General features: G+C 63.8%; 24 protein-coding genes and 1 pseudogene. 14 read left to right on the top strand and 11 right to left on the bottom strand.

Annotation, left to right across the window (positions count from 1 at the left end; genetic code table 11):
* The first annotated feature begins 41 nt into the window (after positions 1-41).
* Positions 42-899: a cytochrome c oxidase assembly protein gene (locus tag AB4074_RS15195; protein ID WP_441414120.1), complete on the top strand. Its 858-nt coding sequence runs from the start codon at positions 42-44 to the stop codon at positions 897-899.
* Between the two features lie 49 nt (positions 900-948).
* Here AB4074_RS15195 and AB4074_RS15190 read toward each other — a convergent pair whose 3' ends face one another.
* The 3 genes from AB4074_RS15190 to purB form a co-directional block, all read right to left on the bottom strand.
* Positions 949-1,452 (bottom strand): GNAT family N-acetyltransferase, encoded by a 504-nt coding sequence (locus AB4074_RS15190; protein ID WP_234751783.1) that lies wholly within the window; start codon positions 1,450-1,452, stop codon positions 949-951.
* A 124-nt stretch (positions 1,453-1,576) separates the two neighbouring features.
* The gene (locus tag AB4074_RS15185) at positions 1,577-2,236 is read right to left on the bottom strand and encodes a histidine phosphatase family protein (RefSeq protein ID WP_441414119.1); all 660 of its coding nucleotides are present in this window, start codon (positions 2,234-2,236) and stop codon (positions 1,577-1,579) included.
* Positions 2,237-2,294: 58 nt separating this feature from the next.
* A complete protein-coding gene (purB, locus tag AB4074_RS15180; protein ID WP_441414118.1) occupies positions 2,295-3,737 on the bottom strand; it encodes an adenylosuccinate lyase in 1,443 nt (480 codons plus the stop codon).
* A 190-nt stretch (positions 3,738-3,927) separates the two neighbouring features.
* Between purB and AB4074_RS15175 the strand changes: the two genes are divergently transcribed.
* Positions 3,928-4,236 (top strand): hypothetical protein, encoded by a 309-nt coding sequence (locus AB4074_RS15175; protein ID WP_441414117.1) that lies wholly within the window; start codon positions 3,928-3,930, stop codon positions 4,234-4,236.
* The gene (locus AB4074_RS15170; protein ID WP_441414116.1) at positions 4,236-5,603 is read left to right on the top strand and encodes a hypothetical protein; all 1,368 of its coding nucleotides are present in this window, start codon (positions 4,236-4,238) and stop codon (positions 5,601-5,603) included. The genes AB4074_RS15175 and AB4074_RS15170 overlap by 1 nt, the downstream gene beginning before the upstream one ends.
* A 54-nt stretch (positions 5,604-5,657) precedes the next feature.
* Here AB4074_RS15170 and AB4074_RS15165 read toward each other — a convergent pair whose 3' ends face one another.
* Entirely contained in the window at positions 5,658-6,083 is a 426-nt protein-coding gene (locus AB4074_RS15165) for a phage holin family protein (RefSeq protein ID WP_441414115.1), read from the bottom strand.
* A 136-nt stretch (positions 6,084-6,219) separates the two neighbouring features.
* On the opposite strand from AB4074_RS15165, the gene AB4074_RS15160 reads away from it, so the two are divergent.
* From AB4074_RS15160 to AB4074_RS15140, 5 genes are all read left to right on the top strand, one after another.
* Positions 6,220-7,338: a histidinol-phosphate transaminase gene (locus tag AB4074_RS15160; protein WP_441414114.1), complete on the top strand. Its 1,119-nt coding sequence runs from the start codon at positions 6,220-6,222 to the stop codon at positions 7,336-7,338.
* A gap of 144 nt (positions 7,339-7,482) precedes the next feature.
* On the top strand, positions 7,483-8,691 hold the full coding sequence (pdhA, locus tag AB4074_RS15155; protein ID WP_441414113.1) for a pyruvate dehydrogenase (acetyl-transferring) E1 component subunit alpha: 1,209 nt from the start codon (positions 7,483-7,485) through the stop codon (positions 8,689-8,691).
* Positions 8,691-9,671 (top strand): alpha-ketoacid dehydrogenase subunit beta, encoded by a 981-nt coding sequence (locus tag AB4074_RS15150; protein ID WP_441414112.1) that lies wholly within the window; start codon positions 8,691-8,693, stop codon positions 9,669-9,671. Before pdhA ends, AB4074_RS15150 begins: the two co-directional genes overlap by 1 nt.
* A gap of 57 nt (positions 9,672-9,728) precedes the next feature.
* A complete protein-coding gene (locus AB4074_RS15145; protein WP_441414111.1) occupies positions 9,729-11,291 on the top strand; it encodes a dihydrolipoamide acetyltransferase family protein in 1,563 nt (520 codons plus the stop codon).
* Between the two features lie 94 nt (positions 11,292-11,385).
* Complete coding sequence (locus AB4074_RS15140) at positions 11,386-12,000, top strand: phosphatase PAP2 family protein (protein WP_441414167.1); 615 nt, start codon at positions 11,386-11,388, stop codon at positions 11,998-12,000.
* Here AB4074_RS15140 and AB4074_RS15135 read toward each other — a convergent pair.
* The 3 genes from AB4074_RS15135 to AB4074_RS15125 form a co-directional block, all read right to left on the bottom strand.
* Positions 11,997-12,335, bottom strand: coding sequence for a hypothetical protein (locus AB4074_RS15135; protein ID WP_113990649.1), 339 nt, complete (start codon positions 12,333-12,335; stop codon positions 11,997-11,999). The genes AB4074_RS15140 and AB4074_RS15135 overlap by 4 nt on opposite strands.
* Before the next feature lie 156 nt (positions 12,336-12,491).
* Positions 12,492-12,920 carry a universal stress protein gene (locus AB4074_RS15130; protein ID WP_437771792.1) on the bottom strand — a complete coding sequence of 143 codons (429 nt, stop codon included), beginning with the start codon at positions 12,918-12,920 and terminating at the stop codon, positions 12,492-12,494.
* On the bottom strand, positions 12,917-14,224 hold the full coding sequence (locus AB4074_RS15125) for an aminotransferase-like domain-containing protein (protein ID WP_441414110.1): 1,308 nt from the start codon (positions 14,222-14,224) through the stop codon (positions 12,917-12,919). Before AB4074_RS15125 ends, AB4074_RS15130 begins: the two co-directional genes overlap by 4 nt.
* A gap of 114 nt (positions 14,225-14,338) precedes the next feature.
* On the opposite strand from AB4074_RS15125, the gene AB4074_RS15120 reads away from it, so the two are divergent.
* Entirely contained in the window at positions 14,339-15,166 is an 828-nt protein-coding gene (locus AB4074_RS15120; protein WP_441414109.1) for an isocitrate lyase/PEP mutase family protein, read from the top strand.
* Between the two features lie 9 nt (positions 15,167-15,175).
* Here AB4074_RS15120 and AB4074_RS15115 read toward each other — a convergent pair whose 3' ends face one another.
* The 3 genes from AB4074_RS15115 to AB4074_RS15105 form a co-directional block, all read right to left on the bottom strand.
* A complete protein-coding gene (locus AB4074_RS15115; RefSeq protein WP_441414108.1) occupies positions 15,176-15,886 on the bottom strand; it encodes a GerMN domain-containing protein in 711 nt (236 codons plus the stop codon).
* A gap of 164 nt (positions 15,887-16,050) precedes the next feature.
* A complete protein-coding gene (locus AB4074_RS15110; RefSeq protein ID WP_441414107.1) occupies positions 16,051-16,449 on the bottom strand; it encodes a DUF1801 domain-containing protein in 399 nt (132 codons plus the stop codon).
* A gap of 90 nt (positions 16,450-16,539) precedes the next feature.
* Positions 16,540-17,106 (bottom strand): NAD(P)H-dependent oxidoreductase, encoded by a 567-nt coding sequence (locus AB4074_RS15105; RefSeq protein WP_441414106.1) that lies wholly within the window; start codon positions 17,104-17,106, stop codon positions 16,540-16,542.
* Between the two features lie 123 nt (positions 17,107-17,229).
* Between AB4074_RS15105 and AB4074_RS15100 the strand changes: the two genes are divergently transcribed.
* The 5 genes from AB4074_RS15100 to AB4074_RS15080 all read left to right on the top strand — a co-directional run bounded on the left by AB4074_RS15100 (position 17,230) and on the right by AB4074_RS15080 (position 21,243).
* Entirely contained in the window at positions 17,230-17,841 is a 612-nt protein-coding gene (locus AB4074_RS15100; RefSeq protein WP_441414105.1) for a TetR/AcrR family transcriptional regulator, read from the top strand.
* Positions 17,842-17,883: 42 nt separating this feature from the next.
* Entirely contained in the window at positions 17,884-18,930 is a 1,047-nt protein-coding gene (locus AB4074_RS15095) for a Gfo/Idh/MocA family protein (RefSeq protein ID WP_441414104.1), read from the top strand.
* 204 nt (positions 18,931-19,134) lie between these two features.
* Complete coding sequence (locus AB4074_RS15090; protein WP_441414103.1) at positions 19,135-19,806, top strand: hypothetical protein; 672 nt, start codon at positions 19,135-19,137, stop codon at positions 19,804-19,806.
* A 133-nt stretch (positions 19,807-19,939) separates the two neighbouring features.
* The gene (locus tag AB4074_RS15085; RefSeq protein ID WP_345448083.1) at positions 19,940-20,491 is read left to right on the top strand and encodes an RNA polymerase sigma factor; all 552 of its coding nucleotides are present in this window, start codon (positions 19,940-19,942) and stop codon (positions 20,489-20,491) included.
* The gene (locus tag AB4074_RS15080) at positions 20,488-21,243 is read left to right on the top strand and encodes a hypothetical protein (RefSeq protein ID WP_441414102.1); all 756 of its coding nucleotides are present in this window, start codon (positions 20,488-20,490) and stop codon (positions 21,241-21,243) included. Before AB4074_RS15085 ends, AB4074_RS15080 begins: the two co-directional genes overlap by 4 nt.
* Before the next feature lie 25 nt (positions 21,244-21,268).
* On the opposite strand, the pseudogene AB4074_RS15075 reads toward AB4074_RS15080, so the two are convergent.
* Positions 21,269-21,556: pseudogene (locus tag AB4074_RS15075) on the bottom strand (HNH endonuclease); the annotation flags it as partial.

Genomic DNA, 21,556 nt, shown 5'->3' with positions numbered 1-21,556 from the left:
TGACCATGCCACCGTTCAGCGCAGTGTTAGGCGCCTGGTCAATGAACTGGCCCGCCCTGATCATCCTAATTGCCGCGGTCGCCCTGTATTCAAAGGGCCTGATTGCCGCCAAGCGCCGGGATATCCGCTGGCCCTTGTGGAACTCGTTTGCCTTCTTCGTCCTTGGCCTTGGCAGTTTCGCGGCCCTGAGCTTTGGATTCCCGGGAACCTACAGCCACGATCTGCGGTGGGCATTCACCCTCAAGGTGACGTCCTATCTGTTTGTGGTCCCGCTGTTGATTGGCCTGGGCAAGCCGCTGACCCTTGCGCGGCAGAGCCTCGGGCCCGTGGGCGCTGCGAGGGTGGAAGCAGTCCTCGGGCACCGGCTCGTTCGCATGCTCAGCAACACGCTCGTGGCGGCACTGCTGGGGCTCGCCATGTTCACGCTGTTCTTGACCCCGTTCTTCTACGTGCTCCGGACCAACCCCGCCGCCGACGTCATCCTGACCTTGCTGGTGCCCGTCATGGGACTCCTCATGACCGTACCGATCATGGAAGACGGCGCAGGACGAACCTCGTCACTCATCGTCGTCGAGTTCATCTTTGTATTCATCGAACTGCTCGCCGATGCGGTGCCTGGGGTCCTCATGCGGCTCAGCCCGGGAATTCTCGACGGCGCCACGCAAGTCTTGGGCAATCAGCCAGCCTGGTTCCCCTCGCCGCTGCGGGACCAGCAACTCGCGGGAGACCTGATGTGGTTCCTCGCGGAGATAGTGGATCTTCCCCTCATCATCCTGATGTTCGTCCGGTTCTCCCGGAGCGACAAGCACGAGGCCAAGAGCTTCGACGACCTAAGCGATGAAGAAATCGAAGCCCTGAACCGGGCACATCTGGGTCAGGGTGGACGCAGCCTGGATTGATCCGGGGCGGCAGGTGGAGCCGGAGGGTGGCCGGTGCGGCGGCCTGTCCTTAGGCCATCGCCGTGTGCGAGGCGCTGTGCGAATCGATCGGCTTGGCGTAGCACTGCGAGTGGCTGACACCAATGTAGGGGCCGAAATTGGGCACTGCAGCGAAGCCGGCGCTCTCGTAGAAGCTGCGGCCGTCCGATTGGGCCGACCCCGCCTCCGCTGTGATCATGCTGAAACCGTGGGCATGTGCCTGCGCTTCGAGCGCGGCAAGGATGGAGCTGGCCACTCCTGAGCCTCTGGCGTACGGGACGACGTAAAGCCGCTTGATTTCCGCGGTTTCGGCGTCCAGAATCCTTAGCCCTCCGCAACCCAGTGGCTGACCCGAGCACTTTTCGTAGGCAACCACGAAGACGGCAGTATCCGCTTCCGATGGTGCGGGTCCGGGCTCGTGGTCCGAGTTGCCGAAACGTGCGTCCAGTTCCGCCTGCTGCGCCGCGCGGAGGTCTGCACCCACCGGGTTAGCCCAGGTGACCTGTCTGATGTTGAGCCGCGGATTGGTCTGCATCGGAACCTCTTTCGCCGGAGGGGGTTATGCCTATCAAGCCTAAGAAGCGGGGGTTACCGCGGTGTTTCCTGCGCGTAAGCGTCCGGAGAAATACCGGTGCGTTCGGGTAGGCCTCACGCTGCCGTCATTCGACGGCGTCACCGGTGGGGTCTTCGACGGTCCGGTCGGCCAAGGCAAGTCCGCCTACGGGGCTCTGGTCCCAGTGCAGTAGGCGCCAGCCCATTTCCGGGTCGCCTTCGAGCGCCACGATGCCGGTGTTCTGCAGTTGGTGGGTGGCTGCGAACTCGCGGCCAACATCCACGGCTCGGCGACCTGCCCAGCCGCGGATTGCGGCACCATGGCTGACGACGACGACGGTTTCGTCGCCGGCTGCTGCCACCTTGGCAATGGCGGCGTCGTAGCGGGCAAAGAACTCATGGCCATCACCCGCTCCCGGCATGCGAACGTCGAGTTTACCGTCGGTCCAATCGAACACGGTGCTCATGTACCGGTGGTGCGACTCGGGGTCGGTGCGCTTCTCCAAGGCCCCGGCCTCAATCTCCTGCAGGCCGTGCAATACCGTGGCCTCGAGCCCAAGCACTCTTGCGAGTGGGGCGGCCGTCAGCTGAGTGCGGACCAGGGTCGATGCATAGATTGCCGTGATGTCTTCGTTGGCGAGCGACCCTGGGAGGGCAGCGGCCTGACGAACGCCGAGTTCAGTCAGTCCCGGACCGGGAAACGCCGTGTCCAATTGTCCCAAGACGTTTCCAGGGGTTTGCCCGTGGCGGATAAGCAAGAGCCTCATGCTGACACAGTTCCTTACTTCGATTCGGTAACGCCGGGACTATGAACAGCGCCGCGTTCTACTTCAGGTGGTCCACCAACTGGTCCGCGATGCCGGTGTACTTGCCTGGAGTAAGTGCCAGGAGACGTGCTTCGGCTTCGGGAGACAAGCCCAGGCTTGAGACGAACTCCTGCATGCGGACGGCATCGACGCGCTGACCGCGGGTGAGATCCTTGAGTCGCTCGTACGGGTTCTCCATGCCCTCAACGCCGGCGATCGCCTCGGCGCGCATGACCATCTGGATCGCCTCGCCCAGGACTTCCCAGTTGGTGTCGAGATCGGCTGCCAGTACTTCCTCGGCAACGTCCAAGGCCTTCAGTCCCTTGGCAACATTCGAGATTGCAAGGAGCGAGTGCCCGAACGCGACGCCGATGTTGCGTTGCGAGGAAGAGTCGGTGAGGTCTCGCTGCCAGCGGGAGGTAACGAGCGTGGCGCCCAGGGTGTCCAACAGTCCGTTGGAAATCTCCAGGTTGGCCTCGGCGTTTTCGAAGCGGATCGGGTTGACCTTGTGCGGCATGGTGGAGGAGCCGGTGGCGCCGGCAACCGGGATCTGGCGGAAGTAGCCAATCGAGATGTAGCTCCACATGTCCGTGCAGACGTTGTGCAGAATGCGGTTGAAGCGGGCGACGTCGGCATAGAGCTCAGCCTGCCAGTCGTGGCTCTCGATCTGGGTGGTCAACGGGTTCCACGTCAGTCCCAGGCCTTCAACGAACGACTGGGCTACGGCCTCCCAATCGGCACCGGGAACGGAAGCGATATGTGCGGCATAAGTGCCGGTAGCACCATTGATCTTGCCCAGGTACTGGGTCTTGGAAACGCGGTCCAGCTGGCGGCTCAGGCGGTGCGTGATGACAGCCAGTTCCTTGCCAAGAGTGGTGGGAGTGGCCGGCTGGCCGTGCGTGCGTGAAAGCATCGGGACGGCGCGGTTCTCCTCGGCCATCGCTTCGATCTGCTTCACCAAGGCGCTGGCAGCAGGGAGCCAGACATCTTCCACGGCACCCTTGACGCCCAAGGCGTAGGAAAGGTTGTTGATGTCTTCCGATGTGCAGCCGAAGTGCACCATCGCGGTCAGGTTCTCGATACCGATCGCGGGGAGGCGGCGGCCTATGTAGTACTCAACGGCCTTGACGTCGTGGACCGTGACGGCTTCGATTTCAGCGAGTTCCGCGACCGAAGCGGAGTCGAACTCGGTGACGATGGCGCGCAGCTTCTCCCGCTGCTCGCTGGTCAGTGGGCCGGCGCCGGGAAGAACGTTGTTGCTGGTCAGGTGGATGAGCCACTCGACTTCGACGGCCACGCGGTCGCGGTTGAGAGCGGCCTCGGACAGGTAGTCGACGAGGGGAGCGACGGCGGACTGGTACCGGCCGTCCAACGGGCCCAGGGCGATCGGCTCCGGCGACGCGGCGAGAGCCAGGCGTCCAGAGGGCGTACGGGTAACAGCGGCGGCGACGGTTTCAGGCATGAGGCAATTCTTTCATGAACTCGGCTCGCGCCATTAAGCCGGGCTGCTCTATGTGCATAACATCGCCGCTTCCTCGTCCTGGCTGTGTTTGCGGCAGGTTATCCACATAGCCGAGTACGGCGGTTCCGCGCCATCGGGGCGCAACGTAGCGTCGGTGACAACATCAATGGACATAGAGGAGGAGAACGTCTTGAGCGGCATTCTTATGGCGGCCGGAGGAGCGGATCTGGACTCGCATCAGTGTATTTCACGAGGCGCGGAGATACAGAAGCTCGGATGGCGGATGAGCGTCTGCGCCGACCAAGCCGACGCCGTTCTTGCCAGGCTGGCTCAGTTGCAACTCGAGCAATGGGAGTCGCCGGCCGGCCGTGCCTACCGGACCACGCTCGCTTTGCAGGCCGCTTCCCTTCGAAGGGGTCGTGATGCCTTGCGCGAGGCCGCTGCAGTGACCCTCCGCCATGCCCAGAATGTGGCAACGAAGCTCCAGCCTGGATTCTGATGGCCGAGGTTGCTCCTATCGGCGCGGGCGGAACTCCGCACCCTCGAACACCCGAGCCGGATGGCACATTGCGGATACGTGGCGGAGTCGGCGGAATCCGCTTCCAATTCGAAGAGCTGCTTGCTGGCGCTGCCGCGCTGGACGGACTAGTGCTCCAACTGCAGGCAATTGAAGTGGAAGCTGAGCGGGTAAAGGTAGCTCTCTTCCCGCACCAGGCCTCGGCTTACACAAGCGGAAGCAACGCCATCATCGCCGTAGGCGAGAGCGGCCGGGAGATTGGATGGGTCCGCGAACAGCTTCAGCGGATTGGCAGCGATGTCAGGGCAAGCCATCGTGAATACGAGTTTGCAGAATCTCACGCGGCGATCAGGCTGCGGATGGGCATGGGAATGCCAGTCCTCGCGACTGGTCCGAATCCCCTGGACCTTGGCCAGAGGGGAGCCACGGAAGGAGCTGTCCGGGATCTGACCCGGATATTGGCGCTGATGATGGGGCTACCCCCGGTAGCGGCGAACCTTTCAGGGGCGACAGTCGGGCCCACTGATGTCGGTGCCGTCCTGCGAGCGATCGTGGCGGTGCCCGGATTGGATTTCCTCAGGCCACGTCCTGTTTCGGTCAGCCGGGGAGAGATCGCCACCGAGCGCATTGACCTGTCGGCAGCAGGAATGCTCAGGGAACTGGATGACGTCGGTGCCACTTCAGAGAGCGAAATAGAAGTCCTGCAGGTAGATAAGGACGGAGCGCGGGCGTGGGTGGTCTTGATTCCGGGCACCCAGCCGGGCAATCCGCCAGGAGGCAGCAATCCATTGGACGAAGCCGGGATTGCCGAAGCGCTGGGTTACAACTCGATGGAAACCAGCAAGGCCATCCGTCAGGCGTTGCTCGAGGCAGGTGCCGCAGCCGGCGAGGCGGTGGTGGCAGTCGGCCACAGCCAAGGCGGAATCCATGCCATGAACTTGAGCAAGGACAAAGCGTTCCTCGCCGAGTATGACCTCAAGTTTGTGGTGACAGCGGGATCACCAGTCGGCGGGATCACCCCGCAGGCCGGCATCGGGAGCCTGCACTTGGAGCACGAACAGGATTGGGTTCCCGGTGCCGAGGGCAAAGCGAATCCGGACACCAAGGACAGGGTCACGGTGACCATGACCAACCCGATCCTGGAACCCGGCGAAGACCAAGGCATCGGGCCGGCGCACAAGCTCTCACGCTATGAGGAAGGGGCGAAGCTGGTGCAGCTCAGTTCCGATCCTTCGCTGGCCGCTTCCACAGCCACCCTGGGCGGGATACTGGGCGCTGGTGGAGTGGCCAAGGTGAGCCGGTTCAAGCTGACCCGCGAAACACCCCCGGCCCCGCGGGGAAGGCGGTGACAAAAAGCGGTCGAACAAGCTGGCGGAAACCGCGCTGCCGCCTCTTGCGGCTCCTTACCGCCTGCCGCCGGGAATCCAGCTGGCGACCATGGAGATCAGGCTGATGATGATCGCTGCGAGAACTGCGGTCCAAAAGAAACGGTCGATGGTGAGGTGTACTGGCGTGTAGCTGCTGAGCCACGCGGTGAGGGACAACATGGCCGCGTTGATGACAATCGTGAACAGGCCGAGAGTGAGGATCGTGATCGGAAGGGAGAGCAGGTTGACCAAAGGCCGGACAAAGGCATTGACGATGCCAAAAATGAGCCCTATGAAGAGATAGGCAAGAACCACGCCCAATGTGTCGCCGCCTTGAGTGACGCCCGCGTTGCCTACTGCGTTGGTGGTTGCCGAAGTGGAGATATCCATCCCCGGCAGAATCCAGCTGGCAACCCAGAGGGCCAGCCCGTTGATCAGGACGCGCACAATGAATGAACCCATACGCCCATGCTTTCACATGCGCCCTGTTTCACATGCGCTGGTTTTCGCATGCACAGGTTTTCACAGGCCCGCTTTCATGTGCGCTGCCCAGAGGGCCTGCCAGCATGGCCCGAAGCCCTGCAAGTAGGCTGGTGCCATGAATTCTTCTGACAACGCACCGGAGGGCGTGCGTCCCCGCCCGGTTGTGGACAGGCTCCCCAAATATGCTGCAGGGAAGCCTCCCGTAGCAATAGAGGGCCTGACCAGTTACAAACTGTCGTCCAATGAAAACCCGCTACCCCCGATTCCCGCAGTGCTCCAGGCAATCGCTGATCAGTCGGACATCAACCGGTATCCGGACCCTTTGTCCACCAAGCTGCGCACAGCGCTCGCCGCCTTCCTGGGAGTCCCCGCTGACGACGTCGTCACCGGAGCTGGAAGCCTCGGTGCACTGAACCAGATCCTTGCCACCTTCGCCGGCCAGAACCACGACGGCAAGGCCGATGAGGTTATCTATGCGTGGCGCTCCTTCGAGGCCTACCCGATCTGTGTGGGGCTGGCCGGGGCCGAGAGCATCCAGATCCCGTTGCTTTCCGATGGACGCCACGATCTCGAGGCCATGGCGGCCGCTGTGACGGTCCGCACCAAGGTGATTCTGCTTTGCACGCCAAACAACCCTACGGGCCCCATCCTCACCGCCGAGGAAACCGAACGGTTCATCCAGTCAGTGCCGGCAGGCGTGGTCGTAGTTATCGATGAGGCCTACCAGGAGTTCGTCAGGAACGAGAACGCCGTGGACGGCATCAAGATGTACCGCAAGTACCCCAACGTCGTTGTCCTCCGCACCTTTTCCAAGGCCCACGGCCTTGCGGGGCTGCGCGTTGGATACAGCGTTTCCGGTCCGGATCTCACCCAGCACCTGCGCGTCACTGCCACGCCGTTCGCCGTCTCGCAGATTGCCGAACGCGCCGCCATTACTTCGTTGGAGAATTTCGACCAAGTTATGGAAAGGGTACAAAGCCTGGTTGACGAGCGGGACCGGGTTACCGCAGGACTCCGGAAGCTGGGATGGTTCGTGCCCGAGGCCCAAGGCAACTTCGTGTGGCTGAATCTTGGAGCGAACAGCGCTGAATTTGCCGGACTAGCAGGCGAGCGGGCGTTGTCCGTGCGGGCCTTCGGCAGCGAAGGCGTCCGGGTCAGCATCGGTGAAGTCGAGGCCAATACCCGATTCCTGGAACTCTGTGCGTCCTATACAAAAGCGCCGCAACCTTCCTAGCGGTTAACAAATGCCCCTGCGTCCCTTACTGCGGATAAAGTAAGGGACGAAAGCCAAGATATGCCGATTCCGGAATGCATTCCGGAATCGGCATATATCAGCGAATATTGCTCAGCATCGGGCTGCGGCAGGCAAGGAGACGGAATGGGCGCAACTCAATTGCCCACCCCCGGGATCAACGGAACGGGACTGGATCAGCAGTCTCCTGCGGGAGGCGCTTCAAGCGATCCCGCTGCCGAGATGATCCAGCTGCTGGGGCCGGACGGCAAGCTAGGGACAGATCCCGTCTTCTCGGACTACGCGAAGCGCCTTGATCCTGAGCAGCTCCGGGGCTTCTACGCCGACATGGCCAAGGTCCGCCGCTTCGATCAGGAGGCCACGGCCCTCCAGCGCCAAGGCGAGCTGGCTCTTTGGGTTCCCCTCACCGGCCAGGAAGCCGCCCAGATCGGTTCGGGCCGCGCAACCCAACGGCAGGACTACATCTTCCCCACATACCGGGAACACGGCGTTGCGTTGACCCGTGATGTGGATCTGGCGGAACTCCTGAAGCTGTTCCGTGGAATTTCGAATGGCGGCTGGGATCCCACCGAGAACAACTTCCATCTCTATACGCTCGTGCTTGCGGCGCAGACTCTACATTCCGTTGGTTACGCCATGGGAATCCAACGGGACCAGAAGCTCGCCGAAGCCAATGGCTCCAATGACCCGAAGGCTGCTGTCGTTGCCTACTTCGGCGATGGTGCCAGCTCCGAAGGCGACGTCCACGAATCCATGGTCTTCGCGGCGTCCTACAATGCTCCCGTGGTGTTCTTCTGCCAGAACAACCACTGGGCCATCTCGGTTCCCACCGAGGTCCAGACCAAGGTTCCCCTGTTCAACCGGGCCAAGGGGTACGGTTTCCCGGGCATCCGGGTGGACGGCAACGACGTCATCGCCGTCCATGCGGTCACCGAATGGGCGCTTGAACACGCGCGCGAAGGCCGCGGTCCGGTACTCATTGAGGCATATACCTATCGTGTTGGTGCCCACACCACGGCGGACGACCCCACCAAGTACCGCGAATCCGCCGAAGAAACCGCATGGCGGGGCAAGGATCCCTTGGATCGCTTGGAGAAGTACCTCCGCAACGAGGGCCTGGCCGACGAAGCTTTCTTTGAGCAAGTCAGGATTGACGGCGACAAACTCGCTGCCCATGTCCGTAGCACCACCCAAAATTTGCGGGGCCCGAACTTCCGCGAGTCATTCGCCGGGGTCTATGCCGAACCGCACCCGCTGGTGGCCGAGGAACTTGCCTGGTTCGAGGAGTACTCCGCCGGATTCGAAGGCGACGAGGAAGAGGGGACAGGCAACTGATGACCACCATGACCATAGCCAAGGCCATCAACGAAGGCCTGCGTGCCTCGCTCACCAACAACCCGAAGTCCTTGCTCATGGGCGAAGACATCGGGCCGCTCGGCGGTGTCTATCGCGTGACCGACGGACTGATTAGGGAGTTCGGTGCAGACCGGGTAGTTGATACCCCGCTGGCTGAGTCCGGCATCGTCGGCACCGCGATAGGCCTGGCCCTACGCGGCTACCGTCCCATCTGCGAGATCCAGTTCGATGGCTTTGTGTTCCCCGGCTTCAACCAGATCACTACGCAACTGGCCAAGATGCACTCGCGCAGCGGCGGCAAGCTGACTGTTCCCGTGGTCATCCGCATTCCTTACGGTGGCGGCATCGGCTCGATCGAACATCACTCGGAATCACCGGAAGCGCTGTTCGCCCACACCGCCGGCCTGCGCATCATCACCCCGTCCAATGCCCACGACGCCTACTGGATGATCCAGCAGGCCGTTGACTGCACGGACCCGGTCATCTTCTTTGAGCCCAAGCGCCGCTACTGGCTCAAGGGCGAGGTCGACACCGAAACCCCAGGACCGGCGTCGGACCCGTTCCAGGCACACGTCCTGCGCGAAGGCTCCGACGCTACCATCGTGGCCTACGGGCCGCTCGTACCGGTCGCGCTGGCCGCCGCAGCGGCAGCAGAAGAGGACGGACGCAGCATCGAAGTGATCGATTTGCGCTCGATTTCCCCCATCGACTTCGACACCGTCACGGATTCCGTCAAGAAGACCGGCCGGTTGATCGTTGCCCACGAAGCCCCGACATTCGGGGGGATCGGCGGCGAGATCGCTGCGCGGATCAGTGAGCGTGCCTTCTTGCACCTTGAGGCTCCGGTTATCCGCGTGGGCGGTTTCCACATGCCGTATCCGGTGGCGAAGGTGGAAGAGGACTACTTGCCGGACATCGACAAGATCCTCGAAGCCCTGGACCGTTCCCTGGCCTACTAGCCGCCCCTGATTGCACCCGCCGCCATGCGGACGGGCCAGCCGAGATCGAGGACACAAGTGACTGTTAAGAAATTCAACCTGCCGGATGTCGGCGAAGGACTGACCGAGGCGGAAATCGTCTCCTGGAAGGTCAAGCCCGGCGACACCGTGGCCATCAACGACGTCATCTGCGAGATCGAGACCGCCAAGTCCCTCGTGGAATTGCCGTCCCCGTATGCGGGAACGGTGGCGGAATTGCTCGTCGCCGAAGGCATCACGGTTGAAGTAGGAACCGCGATTATCGGCATTTCGGACAATGCGCCGGGAGAACCGGAGCCCACCCCGGCGCCGGCGGCTCCGAGCGCCGTCGCGTCGTCCCTCGCCCAGCCTGCCGCGCCTGCAGCCGAACAGGCCTTCGAAGCCTCGATGTACGGCAAGTTGCCCGACGACGCCGGAACGTCCGATGGCGGTCCCGCCGGCGGACCGCTGGTTGGCTCCGGTCCCAAGGCCGACGCCGTCAAGCGCCGCCCGCGTAAGCGCCCGGAAGGCGCCAACTCAGTACCCGCAGCTGCCCCGAGTTCGGCACCCGCCGCCGCCGTCGTCGTCGAGCCCACCGCTCCGGCCCTGCCGCCCGTTGCCGCACAGCAGCCCGCGGCTACAAGCCAGGGAGCCGCAAGCCAGGCACCCGCAGGCCAGGCGCCGGGTCTCACCGGCCTCGGCGCAACGGTCAGCGGCATCGTCAACCGGGTGTTGGCCAAGCCTCCCGTGCGCAAGATCGCCCGCGAACTAGGGATTGACCTGGCCGACGTCGTTCCCACGGGAGCCCGCGGCGAAGTGACCCGCGAGGACTTGGTGAGCTACCAGTCGCAGCGCGACGCCGAGGTGGACCAAGCAGACAAGTTCTGGGGTGCGTCCAAGAAGCCGCAGGATCAGCGGGTGGAACGGATCCCCGTCAAGGGCGTCCGCAAGGCCACCGCCAAGGCCATGGTGGAGTCGGCCTTCACGGCGCCGCATGTGAGTATCTTCGTTGACGTCGATGCCAGCCGCACGATGGAATTCGTCAAGCGGCTCAAGGCCTCCAGGGACTTTGAGGGCATCAAGGTGTCGCCTCTGCTGATTCTCTCCAAGGCCGTGATTTGGGCCGCGGCACGCAATCCGAGCGTTAACGCGACCTGGGTGGAGAACGCCGATGGTAACGGCAACGCGGAGATCCACGTCAAGCACTACATGAACCTGGGTATTGCCGCAGCTACGCCGAGAGGGCTCATGGTCCCGAACATCAAGGATGCCCAGGACCTTTCCCTCAAGGAACTGGCCCTCGCGCTCAACGAGCTAGCCAGCACGGCTCGCGCGGGCAAGACCCAGCCCGCGCAGATGCAGGACGGCTCGCTGACCATCACCAACGTTGGCGCCCTCGGCATCGACACAGGAACGCCCATCATCAACCCCGGCGAGGTGGCAATCGTCGCGTTCGGCACCATCAAGCAAAAGCCTTGGGTTCTCGACGGCGAGGTCATCCCTCGATGGATCACAACGCTTGGCGGTTCGTTCGATCACCGGGTGGTGGATGGGGACCTCTCCGCCCGCTTCATGGCCGACGTCGCGGCCATCCTCGAAGAGCCTGCTCTGCTTCTTGACTGAGCAGAGCGGCGTTGAGGGAGGGCAGAGCGGCGTTGAGGGAGGGCAGAGCGGCGTTGAGGGAGGGCAGAGCGGCGTTGGGGGAGGGCAGAGCGGCATTGGGGAAAAGCGGCGCGACGTTGGAGCCCGTCACCGTGTTGCCCGGCTCCTGACGGAAGTCTTCCAGCCGCCCGCAGTCGTGTCCGTCTTGCTACTCATCAGCCCCGCGGTGGACCCGGGTTTCCCGGGGACGATATGGTTCGGTGTCCTGGCTGCGCTCTTTGTGGGTGTGCTGCCGCTGGCCTACGTCTTGGCCCTGGTGAGGCTCGGCAGGCTCAGCGACCACCACGTCAGCGATCGCAGGGAGCGTGCGCCCTTGCTGATGCTTGCGCTCGTGTCCGTGGTCGTGGGGCTGGTGGTCCTGAACCTCATCCACGCCCCGAGGAGCGTCTCAGCGATGATCCTTGCACTGATTGGCGGCATCACAGTGTTGGCCGCAGTCAGCCTCGTGTGGAAAATCAGCGGTCATGCCTCGGCAATCTCCGCGGCTGCAGTCATTGTGGCCCTTATGTTCGGGCCGGTGTGGTTGCCGCTACTGCTTCTGGTTCCGGCCGTCGGCTGGTCCCGCGTCGTCCTACGGGACCATACCCGCGGCCAGGTCATCGCCGGTTCGTTGTTCGGCGGGGTGGTCATCGCAGGGCTTTGGTGGGTCCTGCGCGGTTGGTTGAGCTAGTAGGACGTGTAGCTGAGCGCAAGGTCGCGCAGTTGCTGGTCGCTCATGCTGCCGATCATTCCAAATGACAGCACCATGGCCAGGGCTCCGACGGCGAGCATCGCGGAAGCAACCACGAGCAACAATTTCCAGTCGGAGCGAAGGATGCTGCGGAACGTTTCCGGCATCTGGAGCAGCGGAGAGATCATGTTCGGAGCGCTGTCTACCGAGCCGTCGTCGAGAAGTGCCACGATGCGGTCATTTGCCCGGTCGAAGCGCATGGAGCTGATGTGGTTGCCGTGGCGGGCGAGCAGAATGTCGTGTCCGACGCGTTGGCGCGGCTGCAGAGTAAGCAAAAGGGATCCCCTACGGGTTGTTGTGATGGGCGGCTCGCGCCCTTGGGGGCCACCTCAATTTTACCGGCGGCGTCCTAGCCGCACGGCCAAAATCGGGGTGAGACCGCCCACCACAACGCGTGATCCCAGTCAAAGTCCCGGGGTCGGGGGAGTCGCTTAAGGTTCGTCCGTCTTGGCGATGTAGACGTCGCACGGCGCTTTGTGCGCCACCGTGTTGGCAACACTGCCGAGAACCCTGGCCAGTCCCTGCATGCGGCGGTTGCCGACCACGATCACTTTGGCACCCACTCGTTCGGCTTCCTTGACCAGGGCCTCTCCGGCTTTGCCGAAGACAGCTCCATAGCTTGTGGTCAACTGGTCGGAGGCGAGTTCAGCGGCCACTTTGCTGGCTACCTTCTCCGCGGCGTCGGCGTCCGAGAGAATCCACTTGTCGCCTCCGCTTTCGACGACCTCCACGTGGGCGCCTTCAAAAGCGGTGATGACGCGGAGTTCCGCGCCCAGTGCGGTTGCCAAATTCTTTGCCGAGTCGGCGGCCCGCCTTGCTGTTACGCTGCCGTCGACTCCGACGAGGACTATTCCGCTCATAAATCTGCTCCTTTGCTGATGACATCAATGGCTTCTTGCAAAACCGGCGCCAATCGGCGGACGCCTTCGGCGATGGACTCCGGTGGCACTGCGCTGAAAGCCAACCTCAGTTTGTTGGATGGTTCGTCAGAGTGCGTGAACGCCGCGCCGGGGATGAACACGACCCCTGCCTCGATTGCCTTCTTGAGCAATGGATACGTGTCGACGCCGTCGGGCAGCGTGACCCAGACGAAGAAGCCGCCCTCGGGCTTGGTCCAACTGAGGCCGGACGGCATGTGCTCTTCCAGCGCCACCAGTAGGGCATTGCAGCGTTCCTCGTACAGGGCCCGGTAAGTGTCAATCTGCCCGCGCCAGTCATAGTCCCGAAGATATGCCGAGATGATCATCTGGTTGAGGGTGGGAGGGCACAAGGTCACGGCTTCCGAAGCCAGGTAGAAGCGCCGCTGAAGGTGCTCGGGCACAAGCGCCCACCCGATCCGCAGTCCGGGGGCGAAGATCTTGGAGAAGGAGCCCATATAGATGACGTCATGCTCATTCGCAGCCCGCATTGGTTCCAGCGGGTTGCCGTCGAAGCGCAAAAGACCGTAGGGGTTGTCCTCGAGCACCAGGATATTCGCATTGCGGCATATATCGACGATGCGCTGACGCCTCACCGGAGCAAGTGTGATGCCGGAGGGGTTGTTGAAGTTGGGGATCGTGTAGAGGAATTTGATGCTCTTGCCTTGGGCCTGAAGCGCCGCGATCTTGGCTTCCAGGAGCTCCGGGACCAGGCCGTCGTTGTCTATGTCCACTGTCTCAACCTGGACCTGGTAGGCCTCGAAGGTGTTCAGTGCGCCCACATAAGTGGGGTTTTCTACGAGGACGACGTCACCCGGATTGCAGAAGACCTTCGTGGCCACGTCCTGGGCCGATTGGGAACCGGCGGTGATCACCACGTTCTCCGGCCGGGCGTCCCGGATGCCCTCCGCCGCCATGATCTCGCAGATCTGGGTACGCAGTTCCTCGGTTCCTTGGCCGCCGCCATACTGCAGCGCGGTCATGCCTTCCTCCGCGATGATGCGGGCGGCGGTCTGTCCGAGCTTCTCGAGGGGCAGGGACTGCAGATAGGGGTTTCCGCCGGCAAGTGACACGAGTCCCGGCCGCATTGAGATGTCGAAGACGTCACGCACAGCGGACTGCTTGATGTTGGCGGCGCGCTCCGAGAAAAGTTCCTCGTGGCGGTGGGCGGCAGTTGCTGCTCGCTCTATTGCGTCGATTGCTTCCGCGGGCAATTCGGGCCCGGCGTCCAATGTTTCGTGGGTCACATTGAAAGGATACTCCCCGGAGTTGCCAATTGAGCAACGGATGTTTCATCCCAATTTCGGGATTCGCGGTGCGAAGCGCTTTACGTACTGACGGAGGAGGGCTGGAATAGAGCAATGACGATGCATCCCGAACTAGAGTCCAAGGCCCTCCGCTTCCACGAGCTCCATGCCGCGCCGCATGCGCCGTTGGTGCTGGTGAATGCGTGGGATGCGGCATCTGCGCGGATGGTCGAGGAAGCGGGCGCGACGGCGGTGGCGACCTCCAGCTCGGCAGTCTCCTGGAGCCTGGGGTACCGGGATGGGGACCACCTTCCGCGGCAACTTGCGATGGAAACGCTGTCGCGGATCGCAAAGACCACTCGCTTGCCCGTGACTGCGGATATCGAGACCGGGTACGGCCGTACCGACGAAGAACTCCAGGCCACCGTTCGAGCGGTGCTGGACGCGGGCGCCGTCGGGATCAATATCGAGGACTCAGCGGACCAGCCATTGAGCGAGAACGCCGAACAATCCAGGCGCATCGCCCTGATCAGGCAGACTGCCGAGGACGCGGGCGTTGGCTTGTTCATCAATGCGCGAACCGACACATATTGGTCTGGAAGTTTTCCGGACACCGCATATGAGGAAACCCTGCGCCGCGCGGATGCCTATCAGCGGGCCGGGGCGGACGGGATATTCGTGCCGGGGTTGGCCGATCTCCATGTCCTGCATGAACTTTCCCGGCGGATCAGCGTACCGCTCAACGCTTTGGCCGGCTTGGGTTCTCCGTCGCCCGGAGAACTGCACGACGTCGGCGTGCGGCGAATCAGCATCGGCGGCAGTACTGCCAGGGCGGCCTACGCGAAGGTCTCCAGGCTGGCAAGGGAAGTTCTTGGCGACGGAAACTGGTCGGGCCTCGCCGGATCCCGGAGTTATGCCGACATGGACGCGCTATTTGAGTGACGGGCCACCTCAGCGCAAACTCAGGACGTCCGCCAGGGTGTTCCCGTCGATGTAGATCGCGGCCTGGGATGCTCCCGTAGCCGCCACCGCGGTCTGCGCCAGCTGGGTTTCGATCCGCGGGTGGTCGCACACGCCTCCGGGACGAAGCGACCCGCTCAGGTTCACGACGGCAGTGGTGCCGTCGAGGTAGCCCGAAACGTAGCGCAGCGCCGAGCCCGAGAGCGCGTCGTACAAACCTGCCCGGGACGCGGTTCCACCGGGCGCCAGCAGCTGCCCCATTGCCACGGACAGCGGGTCGCTGCCCGGAGGGGCGGCGACGTGCACAGCTACCAGGCTGTCGTCGCAGCCGAACCGCACACCGCGGCTGCCGCCGTCGCCGATCGCCACGAAATACACAGTGGTTCCAGTCGATTCGCCTGCGGTCGGGAGGGGTGCAGGAACCGGAACGGCTGCGGGTGCCAGCGGGCTCGCCGTGGTTGGCCGCGGTGCCGCGGTAGGCGGGTTGATATACGGGGGAGGCGCCGGGAGGGGCATGGGAATCGGCCCGGTTACCGGCTCCTGCGTCGCCTCGACAAAACCAGGCGAGGCCGGTTGTGCGGAGCGTGACCCGCCCGGATCGCCGCCGCCGGGGGAGGCACAGCCAGCCAGGCAGAGCGCGAGGGATAGGCACAGCGCGGCGACCGCCGTCGTCGTGCATTCCACGCCGCGTCCGACCCGCATGACAGCCCCCGCTCCTGCCCTGATCACCCCTGGTGCCTGTACTCAACGTTACGGCTGGCCGCACGGGTGTGGGCCGCTCCGTCCATGACGGTTCGGCCTCAGCTCAGTCACGGAATGGTAGCGGTGCGGTGACGCCTTGCTTCCGCTTCGAAGGGGCGTTCCGGCTAGTCCGTTCCCTTGATCTTCCGCCAGCCGCCGGCGCGGTTGTTCGCCGCGATCTGCCGCAGTATGGTGACGAGCGGTGCACGCGGAATCTCGTCGTGTTGGTGGAAGGTGATCATGCGGGCGGTCTTGTTGTCGTGCCCCGATGTGATGATGTTGTCCGGGTCGGGGACAATCGCGCCGTCGTAAAGGAACAGGTTGACGTGGTCCTTGGCCGCGAGCAGAGCGCAGACGTTACCGTTGAGGACGAAGTAAGGCCGCGTGCGGCGCTTGATCGTTTCGACGATTTCGGGCTCGGCTTCGTGGATGAGGTCGCGTAGTTGCTCTGCGATGGCGCGTTGCCAGTCCGGGAGGGCCTCAAGGTAGGCGTCGACTTCGGGGTGGCGGTTGTAGTCGGCCATGCCGCCATCGTATCGACAAAGGATGCCCCCGCCCACGCCTCAACGGCGGGACAGGGGCATTCTCGCGGCGCGCGGGGTGAACCGCAGGGACTAGGCCGCTACTTCGGCTTCCTGGAAGGCGGTCAGCGGCTCGAAGATGCCCTTGATCTGCTCAACAACTTCGGCGTCGTCCTTCGGGTGCAGTTCAGCAAAGCGGATCATGGAGCCCGGAACGGCAAGCTTGACGTCCTCGAGGACCTTGGCACCGGCGATCCCGGCTGCCTTGCGGGCCTCGTCTTGCGCCCAGACGCCACCGAACTGGCCGAATGCGGTGCCGACGACGGCGGTGGGCTTGCCTGCCAGCGCACCGGCGCCGAACGGGCGGGACAGCCAGTCGATGGCGTTCTTGAGGGACGCCGGCACGGTGCCGTTGTGTTCCGGCGTGACGAGCAGGATGGCGTCGGCTGCTGCGGCGGCAGCGCGGAGGGCGGCGGCTTCGGCGGGAACCTGGCCTTCGACGTCGATGTCTTCGTTGTAGAACGGGATGTTGCCGAGCGAGCCGTGGATCTGTACTTCGACGTTTTCCGGGGCGTTGAGCTGGATGGCTTCGGCGAGCTTACGGTTGTGGGAATCGGCGCGGAGGCTGCCAACAAGGGCGAGAACGGTGTTCTTGGACATGGGAACTCCTTGGGTCTGGCCGCGGACGGTGCCGCAGGCGCTCGGTTTTGGAGGCTTTTGCTGCCTTCGTAGATTCTAAACGGACTGCGGTCCGCTTAATATTCCCAAGGCTAGAATGTTTTTGTGAGCCTCATCCCCATCCGGCCCGGATCGCCTTTCGGGACGCAGCCGGAACGCAGCGACGCCGCGCGTAACCGCGAACGGCTCCTTCAAGCTGCCAGGGATCTCGTGGCCGAACACGGAGTGGACGCCGTCACCATGGACATGCTCGCGTGCAGGGCCGACGTCGGCAAGGGAACGGTTTTCCGCCGTTTCGGCAGCAGGGCAGGACTCATGATGACCCTCCTGAGCGACGCCGAAGCGGAATTCCAGCGCGAGTTCATCTTCGGTCCGCCGCCCCTGGGCCCCGGAGCGCCCCCACTTGAACGCCTCATTGCCTTCGGCGAAGCGCGCATCAAATATGTCGAAGAATACGGCGAGCTGGCCCGCGCCGCGGCGGAGCATTCCCCGCAAAACCGGCACGACGCCCCGCCGGTCGTGTTGTGGCACCGGCACATCGAGATGCTGCTGCGGGAAGCGGGCCTGGACCGCGATCCCTGGCTTTTGGCTCTTTCCCTCGGCGCCACCCTGGATCCCGAACGTATGCTCCATTCCCTTCGCTCTCACGGAGTCGCGCCGGAGCGCCTTGCGGCGTCGTGGCGAGAGCTCGTCACTCGCCTGCTGAAAGACTGCTGACATTACCTTCGCCGGGCCACGTTCGCCCGGTAGCGTAGCGGCATGACCCACACACCGATCCGCACCGCCGTCGTCGGCTTTGGCCTTTCCGGCAGTGTCTTTCACGCGCCGTTCATTGCAGCCAATCCCGCGTATTCCCTCAACGTCATCGCCACTTCGGACGCAGGCCGTAAGGCCAAAGCCGAGGAACAGTATCCGGGCACGAGGATCGTGGACAGTCCGGAAGACGTCCTGGCGCTCGCGGGTGAGCTGGACCTCATGGTGCTCGGCACGCCGCCCGCGACCCATCACCCGCTCGCGAAGGCCGCGCTGGAAGCCGGGCTCGACGTCGTCGTGGATAAGCCATTCGCGGTGACCAGCGCGCAGGGGCAGGAGCTGATCGAGCTGGCCGCGAGGCTGGGCCGCGTGCTGACGGTCTACCAAAACCGCCGCTGGGACGGCGACGCCCTCACGGCGAAGAAGCTGCTCGACGCCGGGACGCTGGGCGAGGTCATGCGCTGCGAAGCTTCAATGGAGCGGTGGGCGCCCGAAATCAGCAAGGCGTGGAAGGCCGGCGCCACGGCCGACGACGGCGGTGGGCTGCTCTTCGACCTGGGAACCCACCTGTTGGACCTGGCGCTGCAGATGTTCGGTCCCGGCGAAGTCATCCACGCAGAAATACTGGCGCGACGGCCCCAGGAAAAGGCTGACGACGACGTCTTCCTGGTCCTGAAACACGCTTCCGGAGTGCTCAGCCACGTCGCCATGAACGTCAACAGCCAGCTTCACGCTCCGCGCTTCCGCATCCTGGGCAGCAAGGGTGGATTCGTGAAGTACGGAATCGATCCCCAGGAACCATTCATCCTGGCGGGCGGCCGCCCCACGGATGGCGCCTACGGCGTCGACGATCCTCACCACTACGGCACGCTTGAAATCGACGGCGTGCGGACCTCGGTACCCACTGAGCGGGGCGCCTACCAGGAGTTCTACCGGATCCTTGGGGAGAAGATCGCCGACGGCGGTGCCGCCTCCGCTCTGCCGCTCCCCGTGGATCCGGCCGGGCCGGTCGAGGTACTCAAGCTGATTGAGCAGGCCAGGACCCTCGCCTGACTGGCGCGAACTGGCATCAAATGACCCCAAAACGCTTGGGAAGGGTCATCTAGTGCCAGTTCGCCTGAAAGTTTTTTTGGATCGGGCGTAACCTCGCCGGGACCGCCAGCGATGTAAGGGGAGTGTGGACAACGTCCGCACTGATCATCCGGTAGCGACAAAGCCGCTGCCGGAGCAGTCCCAAAACGTTTGTCGGAGGGTTCCATGTCCTTGTTCACTGTCCTTGCCACCAGCAAAATCGCCGCCGGCGTCCTTGCCGCCGGAGCTGTAGCGGTTGGCGGAACCGGCGTCGCAGCCTTCAACGGAGCGCTTCCCAACGATATGCAGAAGAGCGCCCACGAGATCCTCGGAGCCCCGGCTCCGGCCGCATCCAAAGCAGCCGAGTCCGCAGAGTCCAAGACGGCTGAGGCGTCCCAAATGGCAACGTCCAAGGCGACTGACGCCGCTGCCGACGCTAAGTCCAAGGCCACGGACGCCGTTGACGACGCAAAGTCCAAGGCCGCAGCAGCAGTCGCATCGGCCAAGGCCACCTCACCCGAGGCGTTCGGCCTCTGCACCGCCTTCCTCAACGGCGGCCTGAAAGCTGACACCAAGGTGCCCGGCTACTCCTCGCTGGTTGTTGCCGCTGGCGGCGAAGCCAACGTCAACGCGCACTGCGCAACTGTAGTAAGCGAAGGCAAGGCTGCCGGCTTGAAGGCTGACGGTTCCGCTTCCGCCAAGGCGGACGCCGATGGAAACGCCGCACTGCCTGCTACGCCTGCCGTACCGGCGGTTCCCGCAGTGCCGTCCGCACCGGCCGTCCCCGCTGTGCCGGCTGTCCCGTCCCACGTGCCGACCGCACCTGTGCACGTGCCGTCCGATTCTGTCAGCCCGTAACACTGCGGCTACGCTTGAACGGCGGGGCTCCTTGGCTAAATGACAAGGAGCCCCGCGACGCAACAGACTGCAGCGGTGGTCATTTCCCAGGCCAGGGACGATGACCGCGCTGCGTGGGATGGAGGGGTCGCGGGTGCTTGACCCTTTGGCTGACGAATATTTGCAGGCGGACGAGGAAGATCCCGCGCTGCTCTTCACGGCTGCCTACAACGAGTTTTCCGGACCGGTGTTTGGATACCTACGCGCCCGCGGCGTAGACGATCCGGAAGCAGTTACCCAGGACGTGTTCCTGGCGCTTTATCCCAAACTGGATTCCCTCCGCGGAGGTCTCCAGGGGGCCAAGACCCTGCTCTTCTCCATAGCGCACGCGCGAATGGTGGATCACTACCGCAAGCGGGAACGCACCCCTGATTCCGCGCCCTATGAATCTGATCTGGATTCGCGGCGCGCGCCTTCGGCCGAGGACCAGGCATTCGGGCATGGGGAAGGCCTAGGCGTAACGGAGCTACTGGCCGACCTCAACCCGGATTACCGGGAGGTCCTGGCACTACGGGTCGTGGCGGACCTGTCGTTGGAAGAAACAGCGGACATCATGGGCAAATCCCAAGGAGCCGTGAAGCAGTTGCAGCGCAGGGCATTGAGTGCACTGAGAGAACGTGCACTACTAAGGAATGGCACATCATGAGCGAAAAATCCGCATCCTTCGGCGAGCAAGGCATCGACCGCCTGCTTGCTGATGCCGGGCTCGACGAAGCGTACGAGATTCGGACCGAGCTGCTGGAACTGCGCGCCCTTGCGAGCACACGGCCGCAGCCCTCGGCGGCTGTGCAAGCGTTGATGGCACCGGCCCGCATGGCGATTGCGCCTGTTGAGACTGTTGCCGTTTTTGAGGCAGTTACCGCTGTGGAGACGACTTCCGGCGCCGCGGCTGCACCTGTTGATGAACTGGCCGCTCGTCGGAGCAAAAAGGCCCGACTGACCTTCGCTGCTGTTGCCGTTGCGGCTTCGCTTGCTGCCGGAGCTACCGCTGCGGCCGCGTCCGACGGTGGCATTCCGGGAACGATTGAACACTTGGGCGCCGTGGTGGGATCGGTCGTCTCCCAGCTCACCCCTGGGTCTGGCGGCAACGTTCCGCAACAGCAGGGAACGCGCCCGGAGCTAGTTCCGATGCCCACCCAGGGGACGGGCAATCCCGCGTCGCCATCGCCGGAGTCCTCCAGCCCCGGCGCCCAAAACAAGAACACGCGTCCGTCGCCGCACGCCACACCCAGCACTACCCCCGGGTCCGAGTCGGATCCGCGTAAAGAATTGCAGGACATCGCCAAGGGCCGCCCGGGACCCATTACGATCCCGACGCCCGTGGTTCCAACGCCCACGCTCCCGTTGCCCCAGCCCGTTCCCTCGGAGATCCTCCCGGGCAACCCGGTCAAGCCGTAACTGGCGTCGTGCTCAGCTGAGCCGCTTAGGCGGCGGCGCGTAGCTCGGTGACGTGGGCGTACCGCAGTGCTTTGGCTTGGCGTCGCAGCTTGCGTCGGCAGGGCCTGGGATTCAGTCCGGTATCGGGTGGGTCTGTGCCTTGTATCCCGGCTCCTGGCAGGGGTGGGGCTGTTGATCGGTAGTGGTGTCCGGTGGGGGTGCGGATGTCGAGGACATGCCGTGTCCCGGGGCGTGTTGTTGCTGCTTCGGTTCGTGCTGTCCAGCCTTTGAGTTCTTTGGTGTGGTTGCAGGCTTCGCACAGGCCCGCCCCGTT

The sequence above is a fragment of the Arthrobacter sp. 2MCAF14 genome, from assembly GCF_052115645.1.
In the GTDB taxonomy this organism is placed as follows: Bacteria; Actinomycetota; Actinomycetes; order Actinomycetales; family Micrococcaceae; genus Arthrobacter.
The sequence above is the reverse complement of the archived record's forward strand: the minus strand, read 5'-3'. Positions and strand labels throughout refer to the sequence as shown.